Source organism: Roseovarius nitratireducens (assembly GCF_002925845.1).
GTDB lineage: Bacteria > Pseudomonadota > Alphaproteobacteria > Rhodobacterales > Rhodobacteraceae > Roseovarius > Roseovarius nitratireducens.
On record NZ_PDNI01000065.1, the window covers coordinates 157,322 to 179,097 of the forward strand.

At 66.0% G+C, this 21,776-nt stretch carries 19 protein-coding genes; 5 read left to right on the forward strand and 14 right to left on the reverse strand.

Annotation, left to right across the window (positions count from 1 at the left end; all coding sequences use genetic code 11):
* Positions 1–51 precede the first annotated feature (51 nt).
* From CRJ03_RS13550 to CRJ03_RS13580, 7 genes are all read right to left on the reverse strand, one after another.
* Positions 52–618, reverse strand: a complete 567-nt coding sequence (locus CRJ03_RS13550) for a holin family protein (RefSeq protein WP_104019406.1) — start codon at positions 616–618, stop codon at positions 52–54.
* Positions 612–1,220 carry a holin-associated N-acetylmuramidase gene (locus CRJ03_RS13555; RefSeq protein ID WP_104019407.1) on the reverse strand — a complete coding sequence of 203 codons (609 nt, stop codon included), beginning with the start codon at positions 1,218–1,220 and terminating at the stop codon, positions 612–614. The genes CRJ03_RS13550 and CRJ03_RS13555 overlap by 7 nt, the downstream gene beginning before the upstream one ends.
* 144 nt (positions 1,221–1,364) lie before the next feature.
* Positions 1,365–1,811: a cytochrome c maturation protein CcmE gene (ccmE, locus tag CRJ03_RS13560; RefSeq protein ID WP_104019408.1), complete on the reverse strand. Its 447-nt coding sequence runs from the start codon at positions 1,809–1,811 to the stop codon at positions 1,365–1,367.
* Between the two features lie 15 nt (positions 1,812–1,826).
* The gene (gene argC / locus CRJ03_RS13565; RefSeq protein ID WP_104019409.1) at positions 1,827–2,855 is read right to left on the reverse strand and encodes an N-acetyl-gamma-glutamyl-phosphate reductase; all 1,029 of its coding nucleotides are present in this window, start codon (positions 2,853–2,855) and stop codon (positions 1,827–1,829) included.
* Between the two features lie 34 nt (positions 2,856–2,889).
* Positions 2,890–3,702, reverse strand: coding sequence for a glutamate racemase (locus CRJ03_RS13570; protein WP_104019410.1), 813 nt, complete (start codon positions 3,700–3,702; stop codon positions 2,890–2,892).
* Positions 3,703–3,721: 19 nt separating this feature from the next.
* Positions 3,722–4,585 carry a lysophospholipid acyltransferase family protein gene (locus tag CRJ03_RS13575; protein WP_104019411.1) on the reverse strand — a complete coding sequence of 288 codons (864 nt, stop codon included), beginning with the start codon at positions 4,583–4,585 and terminating at the stop codon, positions 3,722–3,724.
* A gap of 79 nt (positions 4,586–4,664) precedes the next feature.
* The gene (locus CRJ03_RS13580; RefSeq protein WP_104019412.1) at positions 4,665–8,084 is read right to left on the reverse strand and encodes an indolepyruvate ferredoxin oxidoreductase family protein; all 3,420 of its coding nucleotides are present in this window, start codon (positions 8,082–8,084) and stop codon (positions 4,665–4,667) included.
* 167 nt (positions 8,085–8,251) lie between these two features.
* Between CRJ03_RS13580 and CRJ03_RS13585 the strand changes: the two genes are divergently transcribed.
* Positions 8,252–9,145 (forward strand): LysR family transcriptional regulator, encoded by an 894-nt coding sequence (locus CRJ03_RS13585; RefSeq protein ID WP_104019413.1) that lies wholly within the window; start codon positions 8,252–8,254, stop codon positions 9,143–9,145.
* A 294-nt stretch (positions 9,146–9,439) separates the two neighbouring features.
* On the opposite strand, the gene gnd is transcribed toward CRJ03_RS13585, so the two are convergent.
* The 4 genes from gnd to CRJ03_RS13605 all read right to left on the reverse strand — a co-directional run bounded on the left by gnd (position 9,440) and on the right by CRJ03_RS13605 (position 14,504).
* Positions 9,440–10,840 (reverse strand): NADP-dependent phosphogluconate dehydrogenase, encoded by a 1,401-nt coding sequence (gene gnd / locus CRJ03_RS13590; RefSeq protein WP_104019414.1) that lies wholly within the window; start codon positions 10,838–10,840, stop codon positions 9,440–9,442.
* Positions 10,841–10,910: 70 nt separating this feature from the next.
* Positions 10,911–11,837, reverse strand: coding sequence for an ornithine carbamoyltransferase (argF, locus tag CRJ03_RS13595; RefSeq protein ID WP_104019415.1), 927 nt, complete (start codon positions 11,835–11,837; stop codon positions 10,911–10,913).
* Between the two features lie 78 nt (positions 11,838–11,915).
* Complete coding sequence (locus CRJ03_RS13600; protein ID WP_104019416.1) at positions 11,916–13,091, reverse strand: aspartate aminotransferase family protein; 1,176 nt, start codon at positions 13,089–13,091, stop codon at positions 11,916–11,918.
* A 174-nt stretch (positions 13,092–13,265) separates the two neighbouring features.
* Entirely contained in the window at positions 13,266–14,504 is a 1,239-nt protein-coding gene (locus CRJ03_RS13605; RefSeq protein ID WP_104019417.1) for an MFS transporter, read from the reverse strand.
* A 166-nt stretch (positions 14,505–14,670) separates the two neighbouring features.
* Between CRJ03_RS13605 and CRJ03_RS13610 the strand changes: the two genes are divergently transcribed.
* From CRJ03_RS13610 to CRJ03_RS13625, 4 genes are all read left to right on the forward strand, one after another.
* Entirely contained in the window at positions 14,671–15,570 is a 900-nt protein-coding gene (locus CRJ03_RS13610; protein ID WP_104019418.1) for a DMT family transporter, read from the forward strand.
* A gap of 46 nt (positions 15,571–15,616) precedes the next feature.
* Positions 15,617–16,009 carry a hypothetical protein gene (locus CRJ03_RS13615; protein ID WP_104019419.1) on the forward strand — a complete coding sequence of 131 codons (393 nt, stop codon included), beginning with the start codon at positions 15,617–15,619 and terminating at the stop codon, positions 16,007–16,009.
* Positions 16,006–16,956 carry a sterol desaturase family protein gene (locus tag CRJ03_RS13620; RefSeq protein ID WP_104019420.1) on the forward strand — a complete coding sequence of 317 codons (951 nt, stop codon included), beginning with the start codon at positions 16,006–16,008 and terminating at the stop codon, positions 16,954–16,956. The genes CRJ03_RS13615 and CRJ03_RS13620 overlap by 4 nt, the downstream gene beginning before the upstream one ends.
* A gap of 261 nt (positions 16,957–17,217) precedes the next feature.
* Complete coding sequence (locus tag CRJ03_RS13625; RefSeq protein WP_165375318.1) at positions 17,218–17,778, forward strand: TetR/AcrR family transcriptional regulator; 561 nt, start codon at positions 17,218–17,220, stop codon at positions 17,776–17,778.
* A gap of 5 nt (positions 17,779–17,783) precedes the next feature.
* Here the strand turns inward: CRJ03_RS13625 and CRJ03_RS13630 are convergent, their stop codons facing one another.
* The 3 genes from CRJ03_RS13630 to cysS all read right to left on the reverse strand — a co-directional run bounded on the left by CRJ03_RS13630 (position 17,784) and on the right by cysS (position 21,773).
* Positions 17,784–18,566 carry a squalene/phytoene synthase family protein gene (locus tag CRJ03_RS13630; RefSeq protein ID WP_104019422.1) on the reverse strand — a complete coding sequence of 261 codons (783 nt, stop codon included), beginning with the start codon at positions 18,564–18,566 and terminating at the stop codon, positions 17,784–17,786.
* On the reverse strand, positions 18,563–20,179 hold the full coding sequence (cimA, locus tag CRJ03_RS13635; protein ID WP_104019423.1) for a citramalate synthase: 1,617 nt from the start codon (positions 20,177–20,179) through the stop codon (positions 18,563–18,565). Before cimA ends, CRJ03_RS13630 begins: the two co-directional genes overlap by 4 nt.
* A gap of 220 nt (positions 20,180–20,399) precedes the next feature.
* Positions 20,400–21,773, reverse strand: coding sequence for a cysteine--tRNA ligase (cysS, locus tag CRJ03_RS13640; RefSeq protein WP_104019424.1), 1,374 nt, complete (start codon positions 21,771–21,773; stop codon positions 20,400–20,402).
* Between the last annotated feature and the right edge of the window lie 3 nt (positions 21,774–21,776).

The window sequence follows — 21,776 nt, forward strand, 5'->3', positions numbered from 1 at the left end:
CCATCCAATCGCAATCGGCGTAAATCCCGGATCACATTGTCGCGGCACCCCTCAGCGCCCGGCGCGCCAGTCCGTCAGCGCGGCGTTTTCCTCCGGCGCGACGGCGCCCAGCGTGGCGCGCGCATCCGGACCGGGATCGGCGGCACCGGGGCTGTCATGGCGCAGGCGGCGCAGGCCCTCGATCGTGGCGAGCACCTGCGGCGCGTGTGCGAGGCTTGCTGCCAGCCCGCGCTGGAACTCCTGCCCCTTGGCCTGGTGGCGGGCCCCGAAATAGAAGCTCACGATCGCGCCCAGAAGCCACCACAGCGGCTCGGGCACCAGCGCCAGCCCCGCCATCCGCTCGCCAAACCACAGCGGATCGACCATCGCCGCCACCATCAGGCCCAGCGTGCCGAGCGCCATCGCCGGGCGCGGAAGGCGGTTGAGCGCGTCGATGACCCGGTCGAACAGGCCGCTGCCCTCCGGTCGGAACTCTGCCGCCATCTGGTCGAGCGCCGCGCGCTGCATCGCGGCCGCGCGGGCATCGGCGGCCTCGGCATTGACACGAAACACCTCGGCCGTTTCGCGCACGACGTTGCCGCCACCGCCGAACAGCACCCGCAGGATATCGCCTACCATTCCGCCACCCTCCTCTGAAACCCGGCGTCGCTCAGGTGATAGCGCGGCGAGATGAACTCCTCGGCGCGCCGTATCCAGCCGCCCTTGCCGCCGGACCGCGCGCGCGCGAACTTGCGCAGGGCCGGGCGGGCATCGGCGAGGCGGAAATAGTAATTGCGGCGCGCGATCCCGTAGGCGTCGGCGATGTGGCCGGGGGCGGCGCGTGCGGCGGCTTCTGCGGCGGCCACGGTCCGCGGGCCGATCACCCCGTCCACCGCCACCGCCTGCCCCATCTCGCGCAACAGCCGCTGAAGGATACGCACGGCATTCGCCCCGGCATTCACCTGCATGTCGAACACGCCGGCGCGCAGCGCCTGTGGCAGCCGCGCGATACCGGGGCGGTGGTAATAGTGCTCGATGAAGAGATCGACCGCCTGCGCGCGTGTCACCCGCCGCACGTCGGCCTCGTCCACATCGCCATCGCCGTCGAGATCGATCCCCAGACGCCGCAGCGTGTGGATCGTCACACCGAAACTGGTGGCCCCGCCCGGATCGTCCGGGTCGTTGACGAAGCCGCCCTCGCGGGCGACGATCTCTTCAGCTATCCGCTCGACACTTCGCATCCGCCTGTCCGTCCCGCCCTGTGAAACACGGACGAGAGGATCGTGGCATACAGGTTAACGCGCGCCTGACGCAGCGCGCGCCGACGTCTCAGCCGATCATGGCTTCTTCTTGGTTAAAATACTCGAAAGCCGACGCCGACAGCCCTAGCTTCCGCCCGGTTCCTGGTAGACACCCTGCTCCTTGAGCGCGTCCACGACCTCCTTGGGCATGTAATCCTCGTCGTGCTTTGCGAGGATTTCGGACGCTTCAAAGACGCCATCGCGCAACGAGCCGGTGCCGACCATGCCCTGGTTCTCGGCAAACAGATCGGGCAGGATGCCGGTAAAGGTGACCGGCACCGACGCGCCGCCATCGGTGACGGCAAAGCGCACGGTCTCGCCCTCGCCGCGCCGGATGCTGCCCTCCTCGACCAGCCCGCCGATGCGAAACACCTCCGTCGGCGCGGGCGGCTCGGCGACGACCTGGCTGGGCGAGCGGAAGAAATTGATGCCGTCGCGCATCCCGTAGCCGATAAGCGCGGTGGCCGCGATCAGCGCCAGCGCGGCAATGGCCACGACCTGGACACGGCGTTTCTTCTTGAGGGTTTTCATGGGCTCCACCCTTCGTCAGGGAAAGACCGGGGCCAGCATCAGCCCTGCGGTCTCGGGCAGAGATAACATCAGGTTGGCGTTTTGCAATGCCTGCCCGCTGCTACCTTTTGTCAGGTTATCAAGCGCCGCGATGACGATGGCGCGCCCCGGGCGCCGGTCGGCCACCACCCCGACATGGCAGAAATTGCTGCCCCGGACGTGGCGCGTGCTGGGGGCCTCGCCAAGGGGGAGCACCTCGATGAACGGCTCGGAGCGGTAGGCGGCGGCGAGCGCCTCGTGGATCGCGCCCGCCTCGCCCCGCACGTAGCCCGTAGCGAGGATGCCGCGATTGGCCGGCACGAGGTGCGGCGTGAACTGAACCTGCACCGGCCGCCCGGCGATCCGGGAAAATTCCTGGTCGAACTCGCCCAGGTGCCGATGCGTGCCGCCCACCGCGTAGGCGTGATAGCCCTCGGAAAGCTCGGCATGGAGCAGGTTTTCCTTCAGGCTGCGCCCCGCCCCCGACACCCCGCATTTCAGATCGAGGATGATCTCGTCCAGGTCGATCAGCCCCGCGGCGATCAGCGGGCACAGCATGTATTGCCCCGTCGCCGCGTTGCACCCCGTCCCGGCCACCAGCCGCGCGGCGGCGATCTCATCGCGGTAGAACTCGGTCAGCCCATAGACCGCCTCTTTCTGCAACTCCGGCGCGGCATGGGGGTTGCCATACCATTTCTCGTAATCCGCCGGGTCCCGCAGCCGGAAATCCGCCGACAGGTCCACGATGCGCAGATCGCGTGGCAGCCTCGCGATCACCTCCTGGCTGGTCTTGTGCGGCAGCGCGCAAAAGCACAGGTCGATGCCGGAGAAATCAATGGCGTCGATGGTCACGAGGTCGGGCAGGTCGAGATGGCGCAAGTGGGGAAACACAGCGCCCATCGCCTGCCCCGCCTTGGAATTGGCGGCAAGCGCCGCGATCTTGAGCGCGGGATGGGTGGCGATGAGCCGGACAAGCTCGGCCCCGGTATAGCCGGAAGCGCCGAGGATGGCGATCTTATGGGTCATGTCGGTGTCCTCGCAGAGGATGGTCAGTCAGGGATCAGGCGGGCTGGAACGCGATCTCTCGTCGCAGGAACTGCGTCGCGCGGCTCGAAACGCGCTTGGGATCGCCGGTGGTAAGAAATACCCCCTCTTCCCCCTGTCCCAGCTTGTCGGGATGGCGCCCGAGGTAATCGGCAAGGCTCGCCGCCACGAGGCTCGGTTGCGAATAGACCGACACCTCGGGGCCCAGTGCATCGCGGAATACCTCCTCGACCAGCGGGTAATGCGTGCAGCCCAGAACCGCCGCCTGCGGGTGCGGCATCTTGCGCTTGAGCGCGTCCACATGGGACCGCACCAGCGCCTCGGCAAGGATCATGTCGCCTTCCTCGATGGCATCCACCACGCCGCCGCAGGCCTGCGCCTCGACATCCACGCCGATGGCACGAAATGCCAGCTCGCGCTGGAACGCGCGGCTCGCCACCGTGGCGGGGGTCGCAAACAGCGCCACGTTGCTTACCGCCACCTCTCTGGGGGGGGAATTGTCGCCCCATTGCCGCTCGGTCAGCGCCTCAATCAGCGGGACAAAAACGCCCAGCACGCGCTTGCCCTGCGGTACCCACGCCTCCTGCATCCGGCGCAGGGCGGCCGCGGACGCGGTGTTGCACGCCAGGATCACAAGATCACAGCCCGCATCGAACAGCCGCGCCACACCGGACCTGGTCAGCTCATAAATGTCGTCGGCATCGCGCACCCCGTAGGGCGTGTGCGCGTTGTCGCCCAGATAGACCAACGGCACATCGGGCAGGCGCTTGTGCACCGCGTCCCAGACCGTCAGGCCGCCCAGCCCGCTGTCGAAAATTCCAACCGCCATGAACCCGCCTCGAAAGAGATCAGTCGAACTCGAACCCGATCTCGGAGGCCTCGACCGGGTCCGGCGACAACTCATACGTCCTTTGGCGCAGGAACGCCATCAGCGATTTGGTGTCGCCCGCGAACCGGTCGAGCTCGGGGCGCGGGATCGGATTGCCAACCACCACCCGCACGGGGCTGTCCACGCGCGCCCTGAATTCCTTGATCAGCAGGCCCATCCGCAGGGTGGAATGCATGTGGCTCGCCAACTGGAACAGGCGGCTTGTATGGCCGTCGAAATAAACCGGCACCACCGTGGCCGCGCTCTTGGCGATCATCCGCGCGGTAAAGCCGCGCCAGCCGGGGTCGAGCGGGCGCGAGAACGGCTTGGCCGAGGTGCTCACCGTGCCGCCGGGAAAGATGCCGATGGCCCCGCCCTGCCCGAGATACGAGAGCGCGTTCTTGCGCGTTGCGAGGTTAAGCGCCACGGCCTCCTTGGTTTCCTCGAAACTGATCGGCAGAATCACGCGGTCGAGGTCCTCGGCCTTGCGAAACACCTCGTGGGCAAGGATGCGGAAATCGCCCCGCGTGCGGCTCAGGATATGCCCCATCATCAGCCCGTCGAGAATACCGTAGGGGTGATTGGCGATCAGGATCAACGGCCCGTCGCGCGGGATGGTGTCGAGGCTGCCGCCGATGACGTCGAGGCTCAGCCCGTAGCGCTCGACGATCACCTCCCAGAAATTGCGCCCCTGCGAAACCTCGCGCTCGTATCCTGCCGCCCGCTTTATCAGCCCGATGCGGCCCGTCAGGTTCTCCATCGTGCGGATCATCGCGCGCCCGCCCTTGGTCTGGGCCGAGTAGGCATAGCTGATGTCGCGGGCGATATGGCGGGCTGGGCGCATGGGCTGTCCTGGTCTGAGTCGCGCGTGGGCTACGTTTACGCGACGCTCATGACCAGATCACATGACAGTATCATGACGCTCACTCCGCCGCCCGCGCCAGGTCGCCACCCCCCGCGCGGATCGCGGCCAGCAACTCCTCGCGCCGCTTTTCGGCCTTGGCGGCATTGGCCTCCTTCACCGGGCCGAAACCGCGGATGGAAAGCGGAAGCTCCGCCAGCGCGATGATCGCGTCGCGGGTGGCCGCATCGAGCTTGGGCAGCACCTCCGCCATGTCGGCCTCGTATTGACGGATGAGCGCGCGCTCCATTTTCCGCTCAGCACTGCGCCCGAACGGATCGAAGGGCGTACCGCGCAAGCGTTTCAGCGGTGCCAGCACGCGAAACGCGCGCAGCATCCACGGTCCGAACTCACGCTTCTTGGGGCGCCCGTCGGGGCCGGTTTGCGACAGGATTGGCGGGGCGAGGTGGAATTTCATCGTGAAATCACCGCCGAACTCGGCCCGCGCCTTTTCCGCCGTTTCCAGATGCAGCCGCGCGACCTCGTACTCGTCCTTGTAGGCCAGCAGCTTGTGATAACCCGTGGCCACCGCTTCGCGCACGCCCTCATCCGCGATGCCGTCCACCAGCTTGCGGTAACGTTTCGCCAACCGCTTGCCCTGATAAGCGGTCAGGTGGTCGGCGCGATACGCGATCCTTTCCTCCAGGCTCTTGGGCTTTTCCATCACAGAGGGCGTGGCCAAACGCGCCGCCTCGTCGGGCGCGTGCGCCGCCCAGCGGCCCACCTCGAAGGCGCGCAAGTTGGCATCGACCGCCGCGCCGTTCAGGCGGATCGCCTCGGCGATGGCCTCGTGGCTCAGCGGGATCAGCCCGCGCTGCCACGCCGCGCCGAACACCATCATGTTGGAATAGATCGAGTCGCCCATCACCGCCTTGGCCAGCTCCGTGGCATCGAAGAGCTGCACATCCTCGCGCAGCCGCGCCTCGAGCGCCAGTTGCAGCCGGTCAGCGGGCAGGCGGAACTCGGGCTGCCGGGTGAAATCGCCGGTGATGATCTCGTGGCTGTTGACCACTGCCCCCGTGCGCCCGGAACGCGTCAGCCCCAGCGTCTTGGCCCCCGCGGACACCACCAGATCGCCGCCAATGAGCGCATCCGCCTCGCCGGTGGCGACGCGGATAGCGCTGATATCGCCCGGTTTCTCGGCGATGCGGCAATGGATATGCACCGCGCCGCCCTTCTGCGCGAGGCCGGCCATCTCCATCATGCCCGCGCCCTTGCCGTCGATCTGCGCCGCCTGCGCGAGGATCGCGCCGACCGTGACGACCCCGGTGCCGCCCACCCCGGTGATCACCACGTTATGCGTGCCGTCGATCGCGGGCAGCGTGGGCGCGGGCATCTCGGGCAGGTTCAGATCGGCGGTGCTGTCCTTGCGCGGTTTCGCCCCTTCCAGCGTGACGAAGGACGGGCAGAACCCCTTGAGGCAGGAAAAATCCTTGTTGCAGCTTGACTGATCAATCGCCCGCTTGCGGCCCAGCTCCGTCTCGACGGGCACGATGGCCACGCAGTTCGACTGCACCCCGCAATCGCCGCACCCCTCGCACACGTCGGTGTTGATGAACACGCGGCGGTCGGGGTCGGGGAACTTGCCGCGCTTGCGGCGGCGCCGCTTCTCGGCGGCGCAGGTCTGGATGTAGAGGATGACACTGACGCCCTCGACCTGTGCCAGCCGCTCCTGCACCGCCATCAGATCGGAGCGTTCCGCGAATTCGATGCCTTGCGGGAAGGCCTTGGGATCAACATCCTCCTTCTCGTCATAAACGACCGCCAGATGCTTCACCCCCATCGCCCGCAGCTCTGCCGCGATCTGCGGCGCATCCAGCCCGCCATCGTTGGCCTGCCCGCCGGTCATCGCCACCGCGTCGTTGTAGAGGATCTTGTAGGTCATCGTCGTACCCGCGGCGAGCGCCGCGCGGATGGCCTGCACCCCGGAATGGTTATAGGTGCCGTCACCGAGGTTCTGAAACACATGCCCCCGCTTGGAAAACGGCGCCTCCCCGATCCAGTTGGCCCCCTCGCCACCCATATGGGTGAACCCGGTGGTCTCGCGGTCCATCCACTGCACCATGTAGTGACAGCCGATCCCGGCATAGGCGCGGGCCCCCTCGGGCAGCCGGGTCGAGGAATTGTGCGGGCACCCGGCACAGAAATACGGCAGCCGCGTCGCGATCTCCTCGGCATTGTCGCCGGCGCGCGCCTCCGAGAGCGACGCAAGCCCTGCCTTGATCCGGTCGGTGCCGCGCCCCTCCTCGATCAGGATGCCGCCCAGTTTCTCGGCGATCCAGATCGGATCAAGCGCGCCGCGCGTCGGGAATAGCTCTTCGCGATGCATGCCGCCCGCGCCGCCCTTGTACCAGCCATAGACGCGCCGCCCGCGACGATCGTCGAAAATCGCCTCCTTGATCTGCACCTCGATCAGCTTGCGCTTTTCCTCGACCACCACGATCAGGTCGAGCCCCTCGGCCCAGTCATGAAACCCCTGCATGTCCAGCGGAAAGACCTGCCCGACCTTGTAGGTGGTGATCCCCAGCCGCTCGCACTCGGCCTCGTCGATGCCCAGCAACGCCAGCGCGTGCACCAGATCGAGCCAGTTCTTGCCCGCCGCGACAAAGCCGATCTTGGCGCCCGGCTTGCCCCACATGCGCTTGTCCATGCCGTTGGCATGGCTGAACGCCTCTGCGGCAAAGCGCTTGAAGTCGATCATTCGCGTTTCCTGCGCATGCGGCGTGTCGATCAGCCGGATGTTCAGCCCACCCTCGGGCATTGGAAACTCCGGCGTCACGATCTGCACCCGGTCGGGGCGGCCATCGACCACCGCCGTCGCCTCGACCGTGTCCTTCATCGTCTTGAGGCCGACCCAGACCCCGGCAAACCGGCTCAGCGCATAGCCGTAGATGCCGTAATCGATGATCTCCTGCACGCCCGCGGGGCTGACCACCGGCATGTAGGCATCCACGAGCGCCCATTCGCTCTGGTGCAGCACGGTCGAGGATTCGCCGGTATGGTCGTCGCCCATCGCCATCAGCACGCCGCCCTTGGGCGCGGTGCCTGCCATGTTGGCGTGGCGCATCACGTCGCCCGAGCGGTCCACGCCGGGGCCCTTGCCGTACCACAGGCCAAACACGCCGTCATACTTCCCCTCGCCGCGCAACTCCGCCTGCTGCGTGCCCCACAGCGCGGTGGCCGCGAGATCCTCGTTGAGCCCTGCCTGAAAGCGGATGTCAGATTCGCGCAGCAGTTTTTCGGCGCGCGTCATCTGCATGTCCACCGCGCCCAGCGGCGAGCCGCGATAGCCCGTGACATACCCGGCAGTATTCAACCCCGCCGCCCGGTCGCGTGCCTTCTGCATCAGCATCAGCCGCACCAACGCCTGCGTGCCATTGAGAAGAACCGGCGATTTCTCCAGATCGAAGCGATCGTCGAGCGAAACCTTCTGCATCGTCATGTCGCGCCTCCCTTCCTGAGAGCTAGGTCTCAATATAGGGTAATAATAGGTCATAATTTGTGACCTATAAAGCGGAATTTCATAAAAAGATCGTGCTCTTGCTATCGCCGTAACGGGATTTTCTGCTATTACGTCACGAGTGCTGATACTTTTCGGATTAGAGCGCAATGGACTGGGATAAACTCAGAATCTTTCACGCGGTGGCGGATGCCGGGAGCCTGACCCATGCTGGCGACCTGCTGCACCTGTCCCAATCGGCGGTCTCCCGCCAAATCCGCGCGCTCGAGGATTCGCTCAGCGCGACGCTGTTTCACCGTCACGCGCGCGGCCTGATTCTCACCGAGCAGGGCGAACTGCTGTTCGACGCCACCCGCGCGATGATGAAGCGGCTCGAAGCGGCGACCGCACGCATCCGCGACAGCGAGGAAGAGGTGTTTGGCGAGTTGCGCGTGACCACCACCACCGGCTTCGGCACGCTCTGGCTCGCGCCGCGGCTACCCAAGCTCTACGAGAAGTATCCCGATCTCAAGATCGACCTGATGCTAGAGGAGCGCGTGCTCGACCTGCCGATGCGCGAGGCCGATATCGCCATCCGCATGAAGGAACCGAGCCAGGCCGACCTGATCCGCAAGCGGCTGATGACGGTGCACATGTGCCTGTTTGCCACGGAAAGCTACGTGGAGAAACGCGGCATGCCGGAAAATCAAGAGGCGCTGACCGGCCACCGGCTGATCTGCCAGAACCCGCGCTCCGCGCAGGTCGGGGCCGCGGCGACGCTGGTCAGCGAGCTGATGACCAACGACATCTCTTCGCTGCTCACGGTCAACAACTATTTTGGTGTGCTTCAGGGCGTGCTCCACGATCTCGGCATCGGCGTGCTGCCAGATTACCTCAGCCACGATTTCCCGCAGCTCGTTCGTGTCCTGCCGGAATTTACCTCGACGGCCGTGCCGGTATTTCTCGCCTACCCGGAAGAATTGCGGCAATCCAAGCGTGTATCCGCCTTCCGCGATTTCGTGCAGCAGGAGATCGTCGCCTATCGCCGCAGCCTGCGCGAGTGACCCCCACGCCTGACCGCGCGGACCAGCCCCAAATCCGCGTGACCGGATCGTAATCACCCCGCCCAGCCAGCAGGCAGTTCCGGTACTAGATATGCGCTCGCATCATACCGGCCATGTTGCACATGCGGCATTATTGACCTTGATCGCGCCCGGCACCGTCATTATTTCCCAATCATGACGGTGCCGGGCGAAAGCCTATCACCCTCATACCTCCCTGTTGGACTATGGCCGAGCTTAGTGCTCGGCCTTTTTTTTGCGCTGCACATTCTCCGGGCAGGGCCGCCTGCGCCAGCGTCAGTCCCACCACGGTCCGTGATGGCGCCCCGGCTGCCCCAGCCGCTCGAACCCGTGATGACCGAACCGGTCGCGCTGCGCCTGTATCAGCCCCGCGGTTCCATGTCCGTGGCGCATCGTGTCATACCACGCCAGCGCCGCCGAAAGTGCAGGCACCGGATGGCCCGCATGGACCGCCTCGGCCACCACCTGCCGCAGTGCTGGCAGATGCCTGACCAGGCGCTCCGCGAAGCCGGGCGCGAGAAGCAGCTCGCCCTCCGGCGCACCCGCGGCAAAGGCACCGGCGATATCGTCGAGCAGATCGGCACGAATGATGCAGCCCGCCCGCCAGATCCGCGCGATCACCTCCGGCTCCAACGCCCAGCCGTGCTCTTCCGACGCCGCCGCGATCACCCGGAACCCCTGTGCATAGGCCAGCAGGCGCGCGGCGAGGAACGCCTCGGCCAGTGTCTCCGGTGTGGCAACGATCGCGCCTGCGGCACCGCCCAGCACCGCCTCGGCCGCCTGCCGCACTTCCTTTTCCGAGGACCAGCTTCGCGCGCCCACCGCCGCCTCGATCACACTGGCCGACTGTCCCAGCCGCAGGGCCTCGATCACCGTCCAGCGCCCGGTGCCCTTCTGCCCCGCCGCGTCCTTGATGACGTCGACCACCGGATGCCCCGTCTGCGGGTCGCGCGCGGCCAGCACCTCGGCGGTTATCTCCACGAGGAACGAGCGCAGCGGCCCCGCGTTCCATGTCTCGAACAGCGTCCCGATCTCGGGCGGCGACAGCCCCGCGCCGCCGCGCAACAGGCCGTATATCTCCGCGATGATCTGCATGTCGGCATACTCGATGCCGTTATGCACGGTCTTGACGAAATGGCCGGCGCCATCGGGGCCCAGATGCGCCACGCATGGGCTGCCCTCGTGCCGGGCGGCAATGGCGGTGAGGATGGGGGCGATCCGCTGCCATGCCTCGCGGGGGCCGCCCACCATCATCGACGGGCCGGTGCGCGCGCCCGCCTCGCCGCCCGAGACGCCGAGACCGACGTAATACCGACGCGATACCGACAATTCCTGCGCCCGTCTCCTCGTGTCGTGGAAATCGGCGTTGCCGCCGTCGATCACGATATCGCCGGGCGCCAGCAACGGGTCGATCTCGCGCAGCATCGCGTCCATCGGAGCACCCGAGGGAATCATGAATAGGATGACGCGGGGACACTCCAACGCGGCGACGAAATCCGCAAGGTTTTCATGGGGATACAGTCGATCCGCCAGCCCCCCCGCCTCGTCGATGAAGGGCGCGATCCACTCGGCCTCGCGGTTGCTCACGGCCACGTCAAAGCCCTTTTCGGCCACGTTCAGCGCCAGCGCGCTGCCCATCGTGCCGAGGCCGTATATGCCGATCCTCGCGCTGGCCATCCCCTCTCCGATACCGCTAACGGATAGGTCTAACCCTAGGCGCTGACACAAGAAAATGCAAGCACGCCCCTCACACCCCGAGGCAGTGGCGAAGGATCGCCTTCTGCGCGTGCAGGCGGTTCTCGGCCTCGTCGAAGATGACCGAATTGGGCCCGTCCATGACCTCCGATGTCACCTCCTCGCCGCGATGTGCGGGCAGGCAATGCATAAACAGCGCATCCGGCTTCGCCTGCGCCATCAGGTCGGCATTGACCTGGTAGGGGCGCAGCATGTTGTGGCGGCGCTCCTTGGTGGACTGGCTGTCATGCATCGACACCCAGGTATCGGTCACCACCAGATCTGCCCCCGCCACCGCCTTGGCGGGGTCGCGCTCGATGGTCACGTTGCGCCCCGCCTTGCGCGCCAGCCCGATGAATTCTGGCTCGGGATCAAGCTGCATCGGTCCGGTAAAGGTCAGATCGAACCCGAATTGCGCCGCGGCATGCAGGAACGAGGCGCAGACGTTGTTGCCATCGCCCGACCACACCACCTTCTTGCCGGTGATCGGCCCGCGATGCTCCTCAAAGGTCAGGATATCGGCCATGATCTGGCAGGGATGGGTGCGGTCAGTGAGCCCGTTGACCACCGGCACATCCGCATGCTCGGCCATTTCCAGCAGCACCGATTCATCGAAGGTGCGGATCATGATGAGATCGACATAGCGGCTCATGACCCGAGCGGTATCGGCAATGGTCTCGCCATGGCCAAGCTGCATGTCGGTGCCCGACAACACCATGGTCTGCCCGCCCATCTGCCGCACACCCACGTCGAACGAGACCCGCGTGCGCGTCGACGGCTTCTCGAAGATGAGCGCAACCATGCGCCCGGCGAGCGGCTGCTCGCCGTCGGGCGTGCCGCGCGGGCAACCATCACGCGCGTCCTTCATCGCACGCGCGCGGTCAATAATGGCGCGCAGATCGGCCGGATCGGTTTTGTGAATGTCGAGAAAATGGGTCATGTCGTGTTTCACTTTTGCAATTGGGGCACCCGTGGGGGCAAGCCCCACACCCCCGGGATATGTCTGGTCAGAAGAAACTCAGGCGGTTTCCAACGTGGTGGCAGCCGCGTCGAGTCGGGAAACTGCCTCGGCGATCTCACCTTCAGTGATCGTGAGCGGCGGAAGCATGCGGATCACGTTGTCGGCCGCCGGGACGGTGACCAGCAGCGTGTCATAACCCGCCTTGACCACGTCGGTATTTGCCACCTTGCAGGTGAGCCCCAGCATCAGGCCCAGCCCGCGCACGTCGGTAAAGATGTCAGGATGCGCGGCTACCAGCCCTTCGAGGCGCTGGCGCATAAACCCCGCCTTGCGGTTGACCTCGGCGAGGAACTCGGGCGTCGCGACATGGTCCATCACCGCGCAACCCACGGCGCAGCCCAGCGGGTTGCCGCCATAAGTCGAGCCATGCGTGCCTGCTCCCATGCCCGCAGCGGCATTTTCCGTAGCCAGCACCGCACCCAGCGGAAAGCCACCGCCGATGCCCTTGGCGACCATCATGATATCGGGCGTGATCCCCGCCCATTCATGGGCAAAAAGCCTTCCCGTGCGCCCCACGCCGCACTGCACCTCGTCGAGGATGAGCAGGATGCCCCTCTGGTCGCAGAGATCGCGCAGCCCCTTGAGGCATTGATCGGGCAGCGGGCGGATGCCGCCCTCGCCCTGCACCGGCTCGATGAGGATAGCGGCGGTATTGTCGTCGATAGCGGCATGGAGCGCGTCGTGGTCGCCCCAGGGCACCTGCTTGAAGCCCGGCAACAGGGGGCCGAAGCCCTTGGTCATCTTCTCAGACCCGGCGGCAGCGATACCCGCCGAGGACCGTCCGTGGAATGATCCTTCGAAGGCGATGATATCCGTGCGCTCTGGCTGGTCGGCATCGAAGAAATGCTTGCGCGCCATCTTGATGGCGAGCTCGCAAGACTCGGTGCCGGAATTGGTGAAGAACACCGTGTCGGCGAATGTCGCCTCCACCAGCCGGTCGGCCAGTTCCTGTTGCTTGGGGATCTGGTAGAGGTTCGAGGTATGCCACAGCTTGCCGGCCTGCTCGGTCAGCGCCGCCACGAGGTCGGGATGGGCATGGCCCAGCGCATTGACCGCAATGCCGGCCCCGAGATCGAGAAATCGGCGCCCGTCCGCCTCGATCAGCCATGCGCCTTCGCCCTTCACAAAGGAAAGCGGCGCGCGGTTATAGGTCGGCAGGATCGACGGGATCATGGCATGGTCCTTCAGCAAGAAGCCCCTTGAGTGCCGCATGGGCGGGGGCAAGTCAACGATCTGGAAGAGAGTGGCGCAGTATGCGCCGGGGATCACGGGCGTCGCGGGACGTCAGGCGCGGGTGCGTCGGCGTCGGATTGCGGAATATATCAGGCGCGTGGTCATGCTGCTGCTTTACCCACTTTCCGGTGCATGGGAAAGTGGAATCTCGCGACGGTGCACGGTGCCGAGGCGCGGATGCAGTCGCCGGGCCAGATGCGCGCAGCCCAGCAGTCCCGCCCCGGTCAGGGCAAAAACCCCTGAAAGCGGCGCAGCGAGCAGCACCAGCCACGCCACCCCCGGTGTCACGATGCCCGAGACATCGCGAAAACTGGCATAGATCGCCGACATCTCGGTGCGCTCCGACGGCTTGACCGCGAGCAGGAATGGCAGCCCCGCCGAGATGTCGAGCAGCACCAGGAAAACCGACGCAAGCGCCAGCGCCGCAACCGCCGCCCAGGGCCACCCGCCTAGCACAGCAGCGATGACAAAGAGCAGCCCAGCGGCGGTGAACCCGGTACGCACCGCCTGCCGAATCGAGCGGCGCTGCATCCACGCAAGCATCAGCGGCGTCGCAAAGAGCATCCCGTTCGAGGCCGAGAGCAGCATACCGCCCAGAGCCTCGCTCAGGCCCCGCTCGACCGCGAAGATCGGCAGGTAAACCACGTAGACCCACCAGCCGCAGGAGCGGATCACGGCGAACACCCAGCCCGCCACGAGCCGCGGCTGCGCGGCGAAGCGCGGCAGCCACGCCAGCGGGTTGGGCGCCGGGCCGCGCGCACGGGTGATGAGCCGCCCATTGCCCAAGCGCTGCCATACGAACACGCCCAGCATGGTCAGGGCGGCAAGTGTGGCGATGATAAACGGTAGCGGTCGCCAGAGATCGAGCAGCGTCACGCCGAGCCACGGACCCGCCGTCCAGCCGAGTGCGCCAAAGAACATACGCGACGTCTCACAGCGGCCCAGGTCGGCCTTGGCGATATGGTCGAGGACGTAGGCGTTGAAACACACGAAGATCGTCACCGTGGCCGCCGTCACCATCGCCAGCGCTGCCACCATCGCAACCACCCCACCCGCTGCCCCGAGGGCCGCGCCGACCGCGAACATCGCGCACCCCCCTGCGTAGACCCAGCGGCGCGGCACGAAGCGCGTCGCGTATGGCACCATTAGCCCGGTGCCGAGCGACAGGAGGCCAACGAGGAAATACACCTCCGAAACCCGCGCCGCCGCGCCCAGCGCGCGATAGATCTCGAGCGGCATGACCGAGATCAGAATGCCGCGCGCGATTGCCTCAATGCCCGCGAGGAGGCCGAAACCGCGCACCGAAGGGGTGGGCGGATGGCGCAGCCAGTCGGGAACGGAACGCAGGTGCATGGGCTCTCCTTCACCCCGGCTTTGCCACGCGCTGCGCGCCCCGGCTTGGCAGCGCGCGACGCCATGTCGCTTTCGGATCGCGCTACACAGGAATTTGTCCGCCGCGCGTCTTGTCCCTGCGGTACTTCGCGCTTGCAGGGCAGCGGCCCTGTCGCATAGATCGGCCATGTTCACGCCGCACGCTCCCAACCCGGCGCTTGCGGCCCTGCTCACGCTTGTGGCCGCCGCCCTTCTTGCCGGTACCACGCTGCTCGCAAAGGCGCTTGGGACCGATGCGCTCGGCCCGCCGCTGCACGCGCTGCAGGTCAGCCACGGGCGGTTTCTCTTCGCCTTTCTCGCCATCGGGGTGATGACGGCACTGATCCGACCGCATTTCACGTGGCCCGATCTCGCGACCCATGCCAAACGCTCGGGCTTTGGCTGGGCCGGGGTCACGCTGATGTTCGCCGCCGCGGCGTTCATCCCGCTGTCGGACGCCACGGCGATCAGCTTTCTCAACCCGGTCTTCGGCATGATGCTGGCGATACCGCTCCTGGGCGAACGGGTCGGCCCGCTACGCTGGTGCGCCGCCGCCATCGGCCTTGCGGGGGCCGCGATTCTGATGCGACCGGGCAGCGGCGTAATCGAACCCGGCGCCCTTCTGGCGCTCGGAGCGGCGATGTGCCTCGGGGCGGAGCTCATATTCATCAAGCTGCTGTCGGGCCGCGAAGGGCCGTGGCAGATCCTTCTGATCAACAACGCCATCGGCCTTGGCATCGCGACCGCCGCCGTGATTTGGGTCTGGGCCACCCCCACGCCCGCGCAATGGGCGGCGCTGATCGGCATCGGCCTCTTGATGGCGCTGGCACAGGCCTGTTTCGTAAATGCCGTGGCGCGGGGCGATGCAAGTTACGTGGCCCCGTTCTTCTACACCGCGCTGGTCTTTGCCGCGCTCTATGACGGGGTGATCTTCGGGGTCTGGCCCGATGCCATCTCGATCACCGGGGCCGCCATCGTGCTGTGTGGCGCGGGGCTGCTGGCGTGGCGCGAGGGACGGCAGCGAAAGGTGACGCAACGCCCCCTTTGACAAATGCGCCTCCCCTTTGGCTAAATCCGGGCCGAGGGAGGGGATCATGCCGCTGAGCATCTTGGTGCCGATGGTCGGCCTTGGCATCTCCGGCATCGCGGTGCTGTTGCACCTGCTGGGCCTGTCGCGCCAGGCAACGCTTGCCGATGAGGCCGCGGCGCGGGCCGCGTGGCTGCGCGAGTTTCCCGGTGATGCACCCTTGCGCGTGACGCTTTGCCACGACCGCTCCGCCGCCCTGATCGCAACCGACACGGGCCGCGGCGTGATCTGGCCGATGGGCGCGGATACCACGGCACGTTATCTCAACGGCGCACAGATCAAGCCCACCCGGACCGGTCTGCATATCGACCTGCCCGACTATACCGCGCCTCGCATTCAACTCACACTCGACGCGGGCGAAACTGCAGAGTGGCAGAACTCGCTGGAAGAGACTGCATGAGCGACATGATCACCTTTCCCGACGTGGTGAACTGGGCGGTGCCCTTCTTCATCGCCGCCATCCTCGCCGAACTTCTCTGGATCGCCATCAGAGGACGCGGCGGGCGCTACGAGACGCGCGACGCGCTCACCTCTCTTCTGATGGGCGCGGGCAATGTGGCGAGCGGGATTCTCCTCGGCTTCATCACCTATGGGTTCTTCATGGTGTTGTGGGAGATCACGCCGCTCGATCTCGGCACCTCGGTGACCATGATCGCGCTGTGCTTTGTGCTCGACGACCTGCGCTATTACTGGGTCCACCGCTTCGGCCACCGCATCCGTTGGGTCTGGGCCAGCCATGTCAACCACCACTCCTCGCAGCACTACAATCTCACGACCGCGCTGCGCCAGACATGGACCGGCACATTCACCTTCATGATGGTGGTGCGCGCCCCGCTGATCCTGCTGGGCTTTCACCCCGCCATGGTGCTCTTCGTGGGCGGGCTCAATCTCATCTACCAATTCTGGATCCATACCGACGCGATCGGCAAGATGCCACGCTGGTTCGAGGCGGTGATGAACACGCCCTCGCACCACAGGGTGCATCACGGGCGCAACCCGCGCTATCTCGACTGCAACTACGCGGGTGTCTTCATCATCTGGGACAAGATATTCGGCACCTTTGTCCCCGAGATGGAGGAGGAGAAGGTCGATTACGGCCTCGTCCACAACCTGGGCACGTTCAATCCCATCCGCGTGGCCTTTCACGAATGGATGGGCATCTTCCGCGACGCTACGCAGCCGGGGCTGACATGGCGCGAGCGGCTCAATTACTGCATCATGCCACCGGGCTGGAGCCATGACGGCAGCCGCGAGACATCGACCGCGATCAAGGCGCGCCACATGCAGACGCATCCCGAGGCCTCGGGAACGCCGGGATTGCCGCCGCTGACCGAACACACGTTATAGGCGTCTCACGCGCCACGCACGGCTTTGTTATTTGACCGCTCGTTCCAAATACAGCTTTATCGGGATGCGCTGAGGCGCCATCACTCACGATAAATTGGGGGCCGTCTTTCCTATCTCCGGCAACAAGACGGCAGTCCGAAACTTACCCGGCATCCTGTCCAAGGCCCATTACTCAGCCTTGTTCGGGGTGTCGGGGATGGCATAGGCTCGAACACGCGGCCCGGCACCTCGCCGACCCGCGCCATGCCGAGCGGAGCGGCCATGCCCTGGGAAAAGACATATGACGAGGCCGAGGTACTCGATGCGGCGATGCGTGCATTCTGGAGCAATGGCTTCCAGGGCACGTCGATGGCCGATCTCGTTGCCGCGACCGGTCTCAACCGTGGCAGTCTCTACGCCGGCTTCGGCAACAAGCGCACCATCTTCCTGCGCGCGCTTAGGCATTTCGACGCCACCTATCGCACCGGCTATCTCGATCATCTGGGGCGCGAGCACGAGCCCCGCGAAGCGATCCTTGCCGCCTTCGAAGCGGCGGCGCGCGGCGACCCAAAGCTCCCCGGCGGCTGCCTAATGATCAATACCGCGATGGAACGCGCGCCGCATGACCCCGAGATCGCAGCAATGGTGGGGGCTTGCATGGCGCATGTCGAGGCGTTCTTCGCTGACAGCCTGTCACGGTGCGAAACCTCGCCGCCGGATGTCACGGAAACCGCGCGGGTGCTGCAGGGCCTGATGGTCGCGCTCCTCGTGATGACGCGCGCGAACCGCGACAGCCCGTCGATCCCCGCGATCCTCGCGCAGGCGCGTCGCCTCGTCGGCTGAGGCGGCTACCACCGTCCCGACGTCGCGCGCAACATCAGCGTGAGTCGGCTGCGAACCGGGGCCGGGTCGAGCGTGCCCCCGGCCACGCGCGCGGGCCGCCGCGCCGCCGCGCGCAGCACCGGGCCCGCCTCCCACAGCGGCAAGAGAGCGGCCGCCGCCGCGGGTGACACCTCCGCGCGTCGCCCCCGCGCCCGCACCAGTCGCCGCAGACCCTCTCGCGCCAGCGCCGCCACCGCCTCCGGTCGTCCATCGGGCAGCGGCCTGCGTCCCGCCGCCTCCAGCGCCGGGATCGCGCGGAACCAGTTGGCGAGGCCCAGGGCGTAGCCCGCGTCGCGCAGCACCGCGTCCTCGGCTGGCCCCAGCGCATGGGCCGCCGCCCGGACCAGATTGGCCGAGGTGGCCTCGATATAACCGGTGAACTCAACCTCGTCCGAGAACGGCTCGCGCCCGGTGTCCCATCGTCGCGCCTCGATCAGCTCAATTAGCAATCCAGCCCCGTCGGCATCCAGCACATGCGCGAGCGGCGTTACCACCTCGTGCCGCCGCACCACGCCGCCCGCGCGGATTTCCGCCAGTGCGTCGGCCCACCACTGCAGGCGCATCTCGGCGATCATCGGCTCCTGCGTCACCCACGGCGCGCGCGCCACCTCGACATTGAAGGCGTAGATCGGAAACAACACCGCCCGAGCGGGCACCGGCGCCGCCATCGCCGCCTGAAATCGTGGCCTGTCGGCGCGGCGCACAAGGTCTGCACAGGCGATTAGATCGTCATCGAAGGTGAGGCTCACTCCGCCCCCTCGTAGAGCAGCTTCCAGTTGATGGCATCAAGCAGCGCCTCGAAGCTCGCGTCGACGATATTCGGGCTCACCCCCACGGTGGACCAGCGCCGGCCAGCGCTGTCCTGGCTGTCGATGATGACCCGCGTCACCGCCTCGGTGCCGCCCTGCGTGATGCGCACCTTGAAATCGACGAGGTGCATGTCGGCGATCTGGTCCTGATACGGCCCCAGATCCTTGGCCAGCGCGCGCGCCAGCGCGTTGACCGGCCCCCGGTCACAGCCTGCCTCGTCCATCGACTCGCTCACCGACAGCTTCTTCTCGCCATCGACCTTGACCACCACGACGGCCTCCGAGAGGCTTACCATCCGGTCATACTTGTTCTTGCGCCGCTCCACCGTGACCTTGTAGCGCTTGACCTCGAAGAACTCTGGCATCTGCCCCAGTTCCTTGCGCGCGAGGATTTCGAAACTCGCCTGCGCGCTGTCATAGGTATAGCCTTGGTCCTCACGCTCCTTGATCCGCTCCAGCAGCAACGCAAGCCTCGGGTCGCCCGGCACCACCTCGATCCCCGCCTCCGAGAGACGGCGGCGCAGATTCGATTGCCCGGCCTGATTGGACATCGGGATGATGCGCGCATTGCCCACCGTCTCCGGGTCGATATGCTCGTAGGTACTCGGGTCCTTGAGGATCGCGCTGGCGTGCAGCCCCGCCTTGTGGGCAAAGGCCGAGGCCCCGACATAGGCCGCCTGCCGCAGCGGCACGCGGTTGAGGATTTCGTCCAGTTGCCGGCTCACCGCTGTGAGGCGCGTCAGCCCCTCATGGCTCACCCCCGTCTCGAACCGCCCGGCATAGGGCGGCTTCAGCATCAGCGTGGGAATGAGCGTGGTAAGATTGGCATTGCCGCACCGCTCGCCCAACCCGTTCAGCGTGCCCTGCACCTGCCGCGCGCCCGCGTCCACTGCGGCGAGGCTGCCCGCCACTGCGTTGCCGGTGTCGTCATGGGTGTGGATGCCCAGCCGCTCGCCGGGGATGCCGGCTGCAATTACCTCGCCCACGATGCGCCCGATCTCGGTGGGCAACGTGCCGCCATTGGTGTCGCACAGCACGATCCACCGTGCCCCGGCCTCATATGCCGCGCGCAGGCACTCCAGCGCGTAATCGGGATTGGCGGTGTAGCCGTCAAAGAAATGCTCGGCATCGAACAGCGCCTCGCGCCCCTGCCCCGCCAGATGCGCGACCGATTTGGCAATGTTCTCGACATTCTCGTCCAGCGTGATGCCGAGCGCCTCGGTGACGTGGAAATCATGGGTCTTTCCGACAAGGCAGACGGCCTGCGTGGCCGCGTTCATCACTGCCGCCAGCACATCGTCATTCTCTGCCGACCGCCCCGCCCGCTTGGTCATGCCAAAGGCGGTCAGCGTGGCGCGGGTCCGCGGCACCGCCTCGAAAAAGGCGCTGTCGGTGGGGTTTGCCCCGGGCCAGCCGCCTTCGATGTAATCGACGCCAAGCCGGTCGAGCGCCTGCGCGATCTGGATTTTCTCGGGCGTGGAGAAACTCACGCCTTGCGTCTGCTGCCCGTCCCGCAGGGTGGTGTCGTAGAAATAGAGGCGTTCCTTAGTCATGCAACATGCCCCTCTCCACAGGCACCGCGCGCGGAATCGAGGCGCACTTGTGCGCCGCTGCGCGAGCGCCCGACCGCCCCCCGGGCGGGCGCTTTTACAACGTTGCCACCCGAACAGTCGTCGCAGTAATCGGAACCATAAATCGCCCCCCACAAGCGTTGTAGCGCCCCCCCGCGGTCGGGCCCTCGCGCGGCATGTCGGCGGTGTGCTGAAAGGCGCGTCACTTCAACGACTCCAGCTTCGCGGGGTCGAAATCAGGGCCGGGCACCAGTTCGACGCCCTCCCTGCGCATGCGAACCTCAATGCCTGCGTCGATCAGGAGAGCTTTGAGGCGATCCACTTCCGAGAAGTCTTTATTTTTCATGGCCCTACTTCGTTCTTCGCTCAGCATGTCGCCAAGTATCGACAGATCAAAGGTTGGCCCCGAGACCCAGTCCGGCAGGTCTGCGGCAAGCAATCCGAGAAACTGCAGCGTATAACGCAGTGTCGCAACGTCATCCGCGAGATAGAGTTGATGCAATTCGCTGATCGCCAAAGGCGTGTTCAAGTCATCTGCCAAAGCTTGAACGACAGCGATATGGGGTTGCCCCGTTCCAACACCCTGCGCGGCCTTGGCATACCATTTACGAAGCGTCTTCTCCGCCTCCCGCGCCTTCTCCGCCGTCCAATCCATCGGCTTCCGATAATGCGTCGAGAGGAAAACAAACCGGATCACTTCCCCCGGCACGCCCTGATCCAGCAAATCCCGCACCGTAAAGAAATTGCCCAAGCTCTTGGACATCTTCTTGCCCTCGACCTGCAGCATCTCGTTGTGCATCCAGACCCGCGCGAAATCGCCCTCGGGATGGGCGCAGCAGCTTTGGGCGATCTCGTTCTCGTGGTGGGGGAACATCAAATCGTTGCCGCCGCCGTGAATGTCGAAACTCTCGCCCAGCAATTCATAAGCCATCGCCGAGCATTCGATATGCCAGCCGGGCCGCCCCCGGCCCCAGGGCGAGTCCCATCCCGGCTGATCCTCATCCGAGGGCTTCCAAAGAACGAAATCCATCGGGTTGCGCTTGTAGGGCGCGACCTCGACCCGCGCGCCTGCGATCATGTCATCGACCGTGCGCCCCGACAGCTTGCCATAGCCCTCGCGCCACGAGTCCACGGCAAAGAGCACATGGCCCTCGGCCTCATAGGCGTGGCCCTTGGCGATCAGATCCTCGATCATCGCCACCATCTGCGGGATATATTGCGTCGCACGCGGCATGTGGTCGGGCTTCAGCGCCCCCAGTTCCGCCATGTCATCCAGAAACCACTGCGTCGTCTCGGCCGTGATCTCGCCAATCGCGCGCCCGCTCTCCGCCGCGCGCGCGTTGATTTTGTCATCCACATCCGTAAAATTCCGCACATAGGTCACGTGATCCGGCCCGTAGACATGCTGCAGCAGCCGATACAGCACATCGAACACCACCACGGGCCGCGCGTTGCCCAGATGCGCCCGGTCATAGACCGTCGGCCCACAGACATACATCCGCACGTTCTCGGGGTCCAAAGGCGCGAAATCTTCCTTGCGCCGGGTACGGGTGTTATAGAGGCGGATGGTCGTCATGGC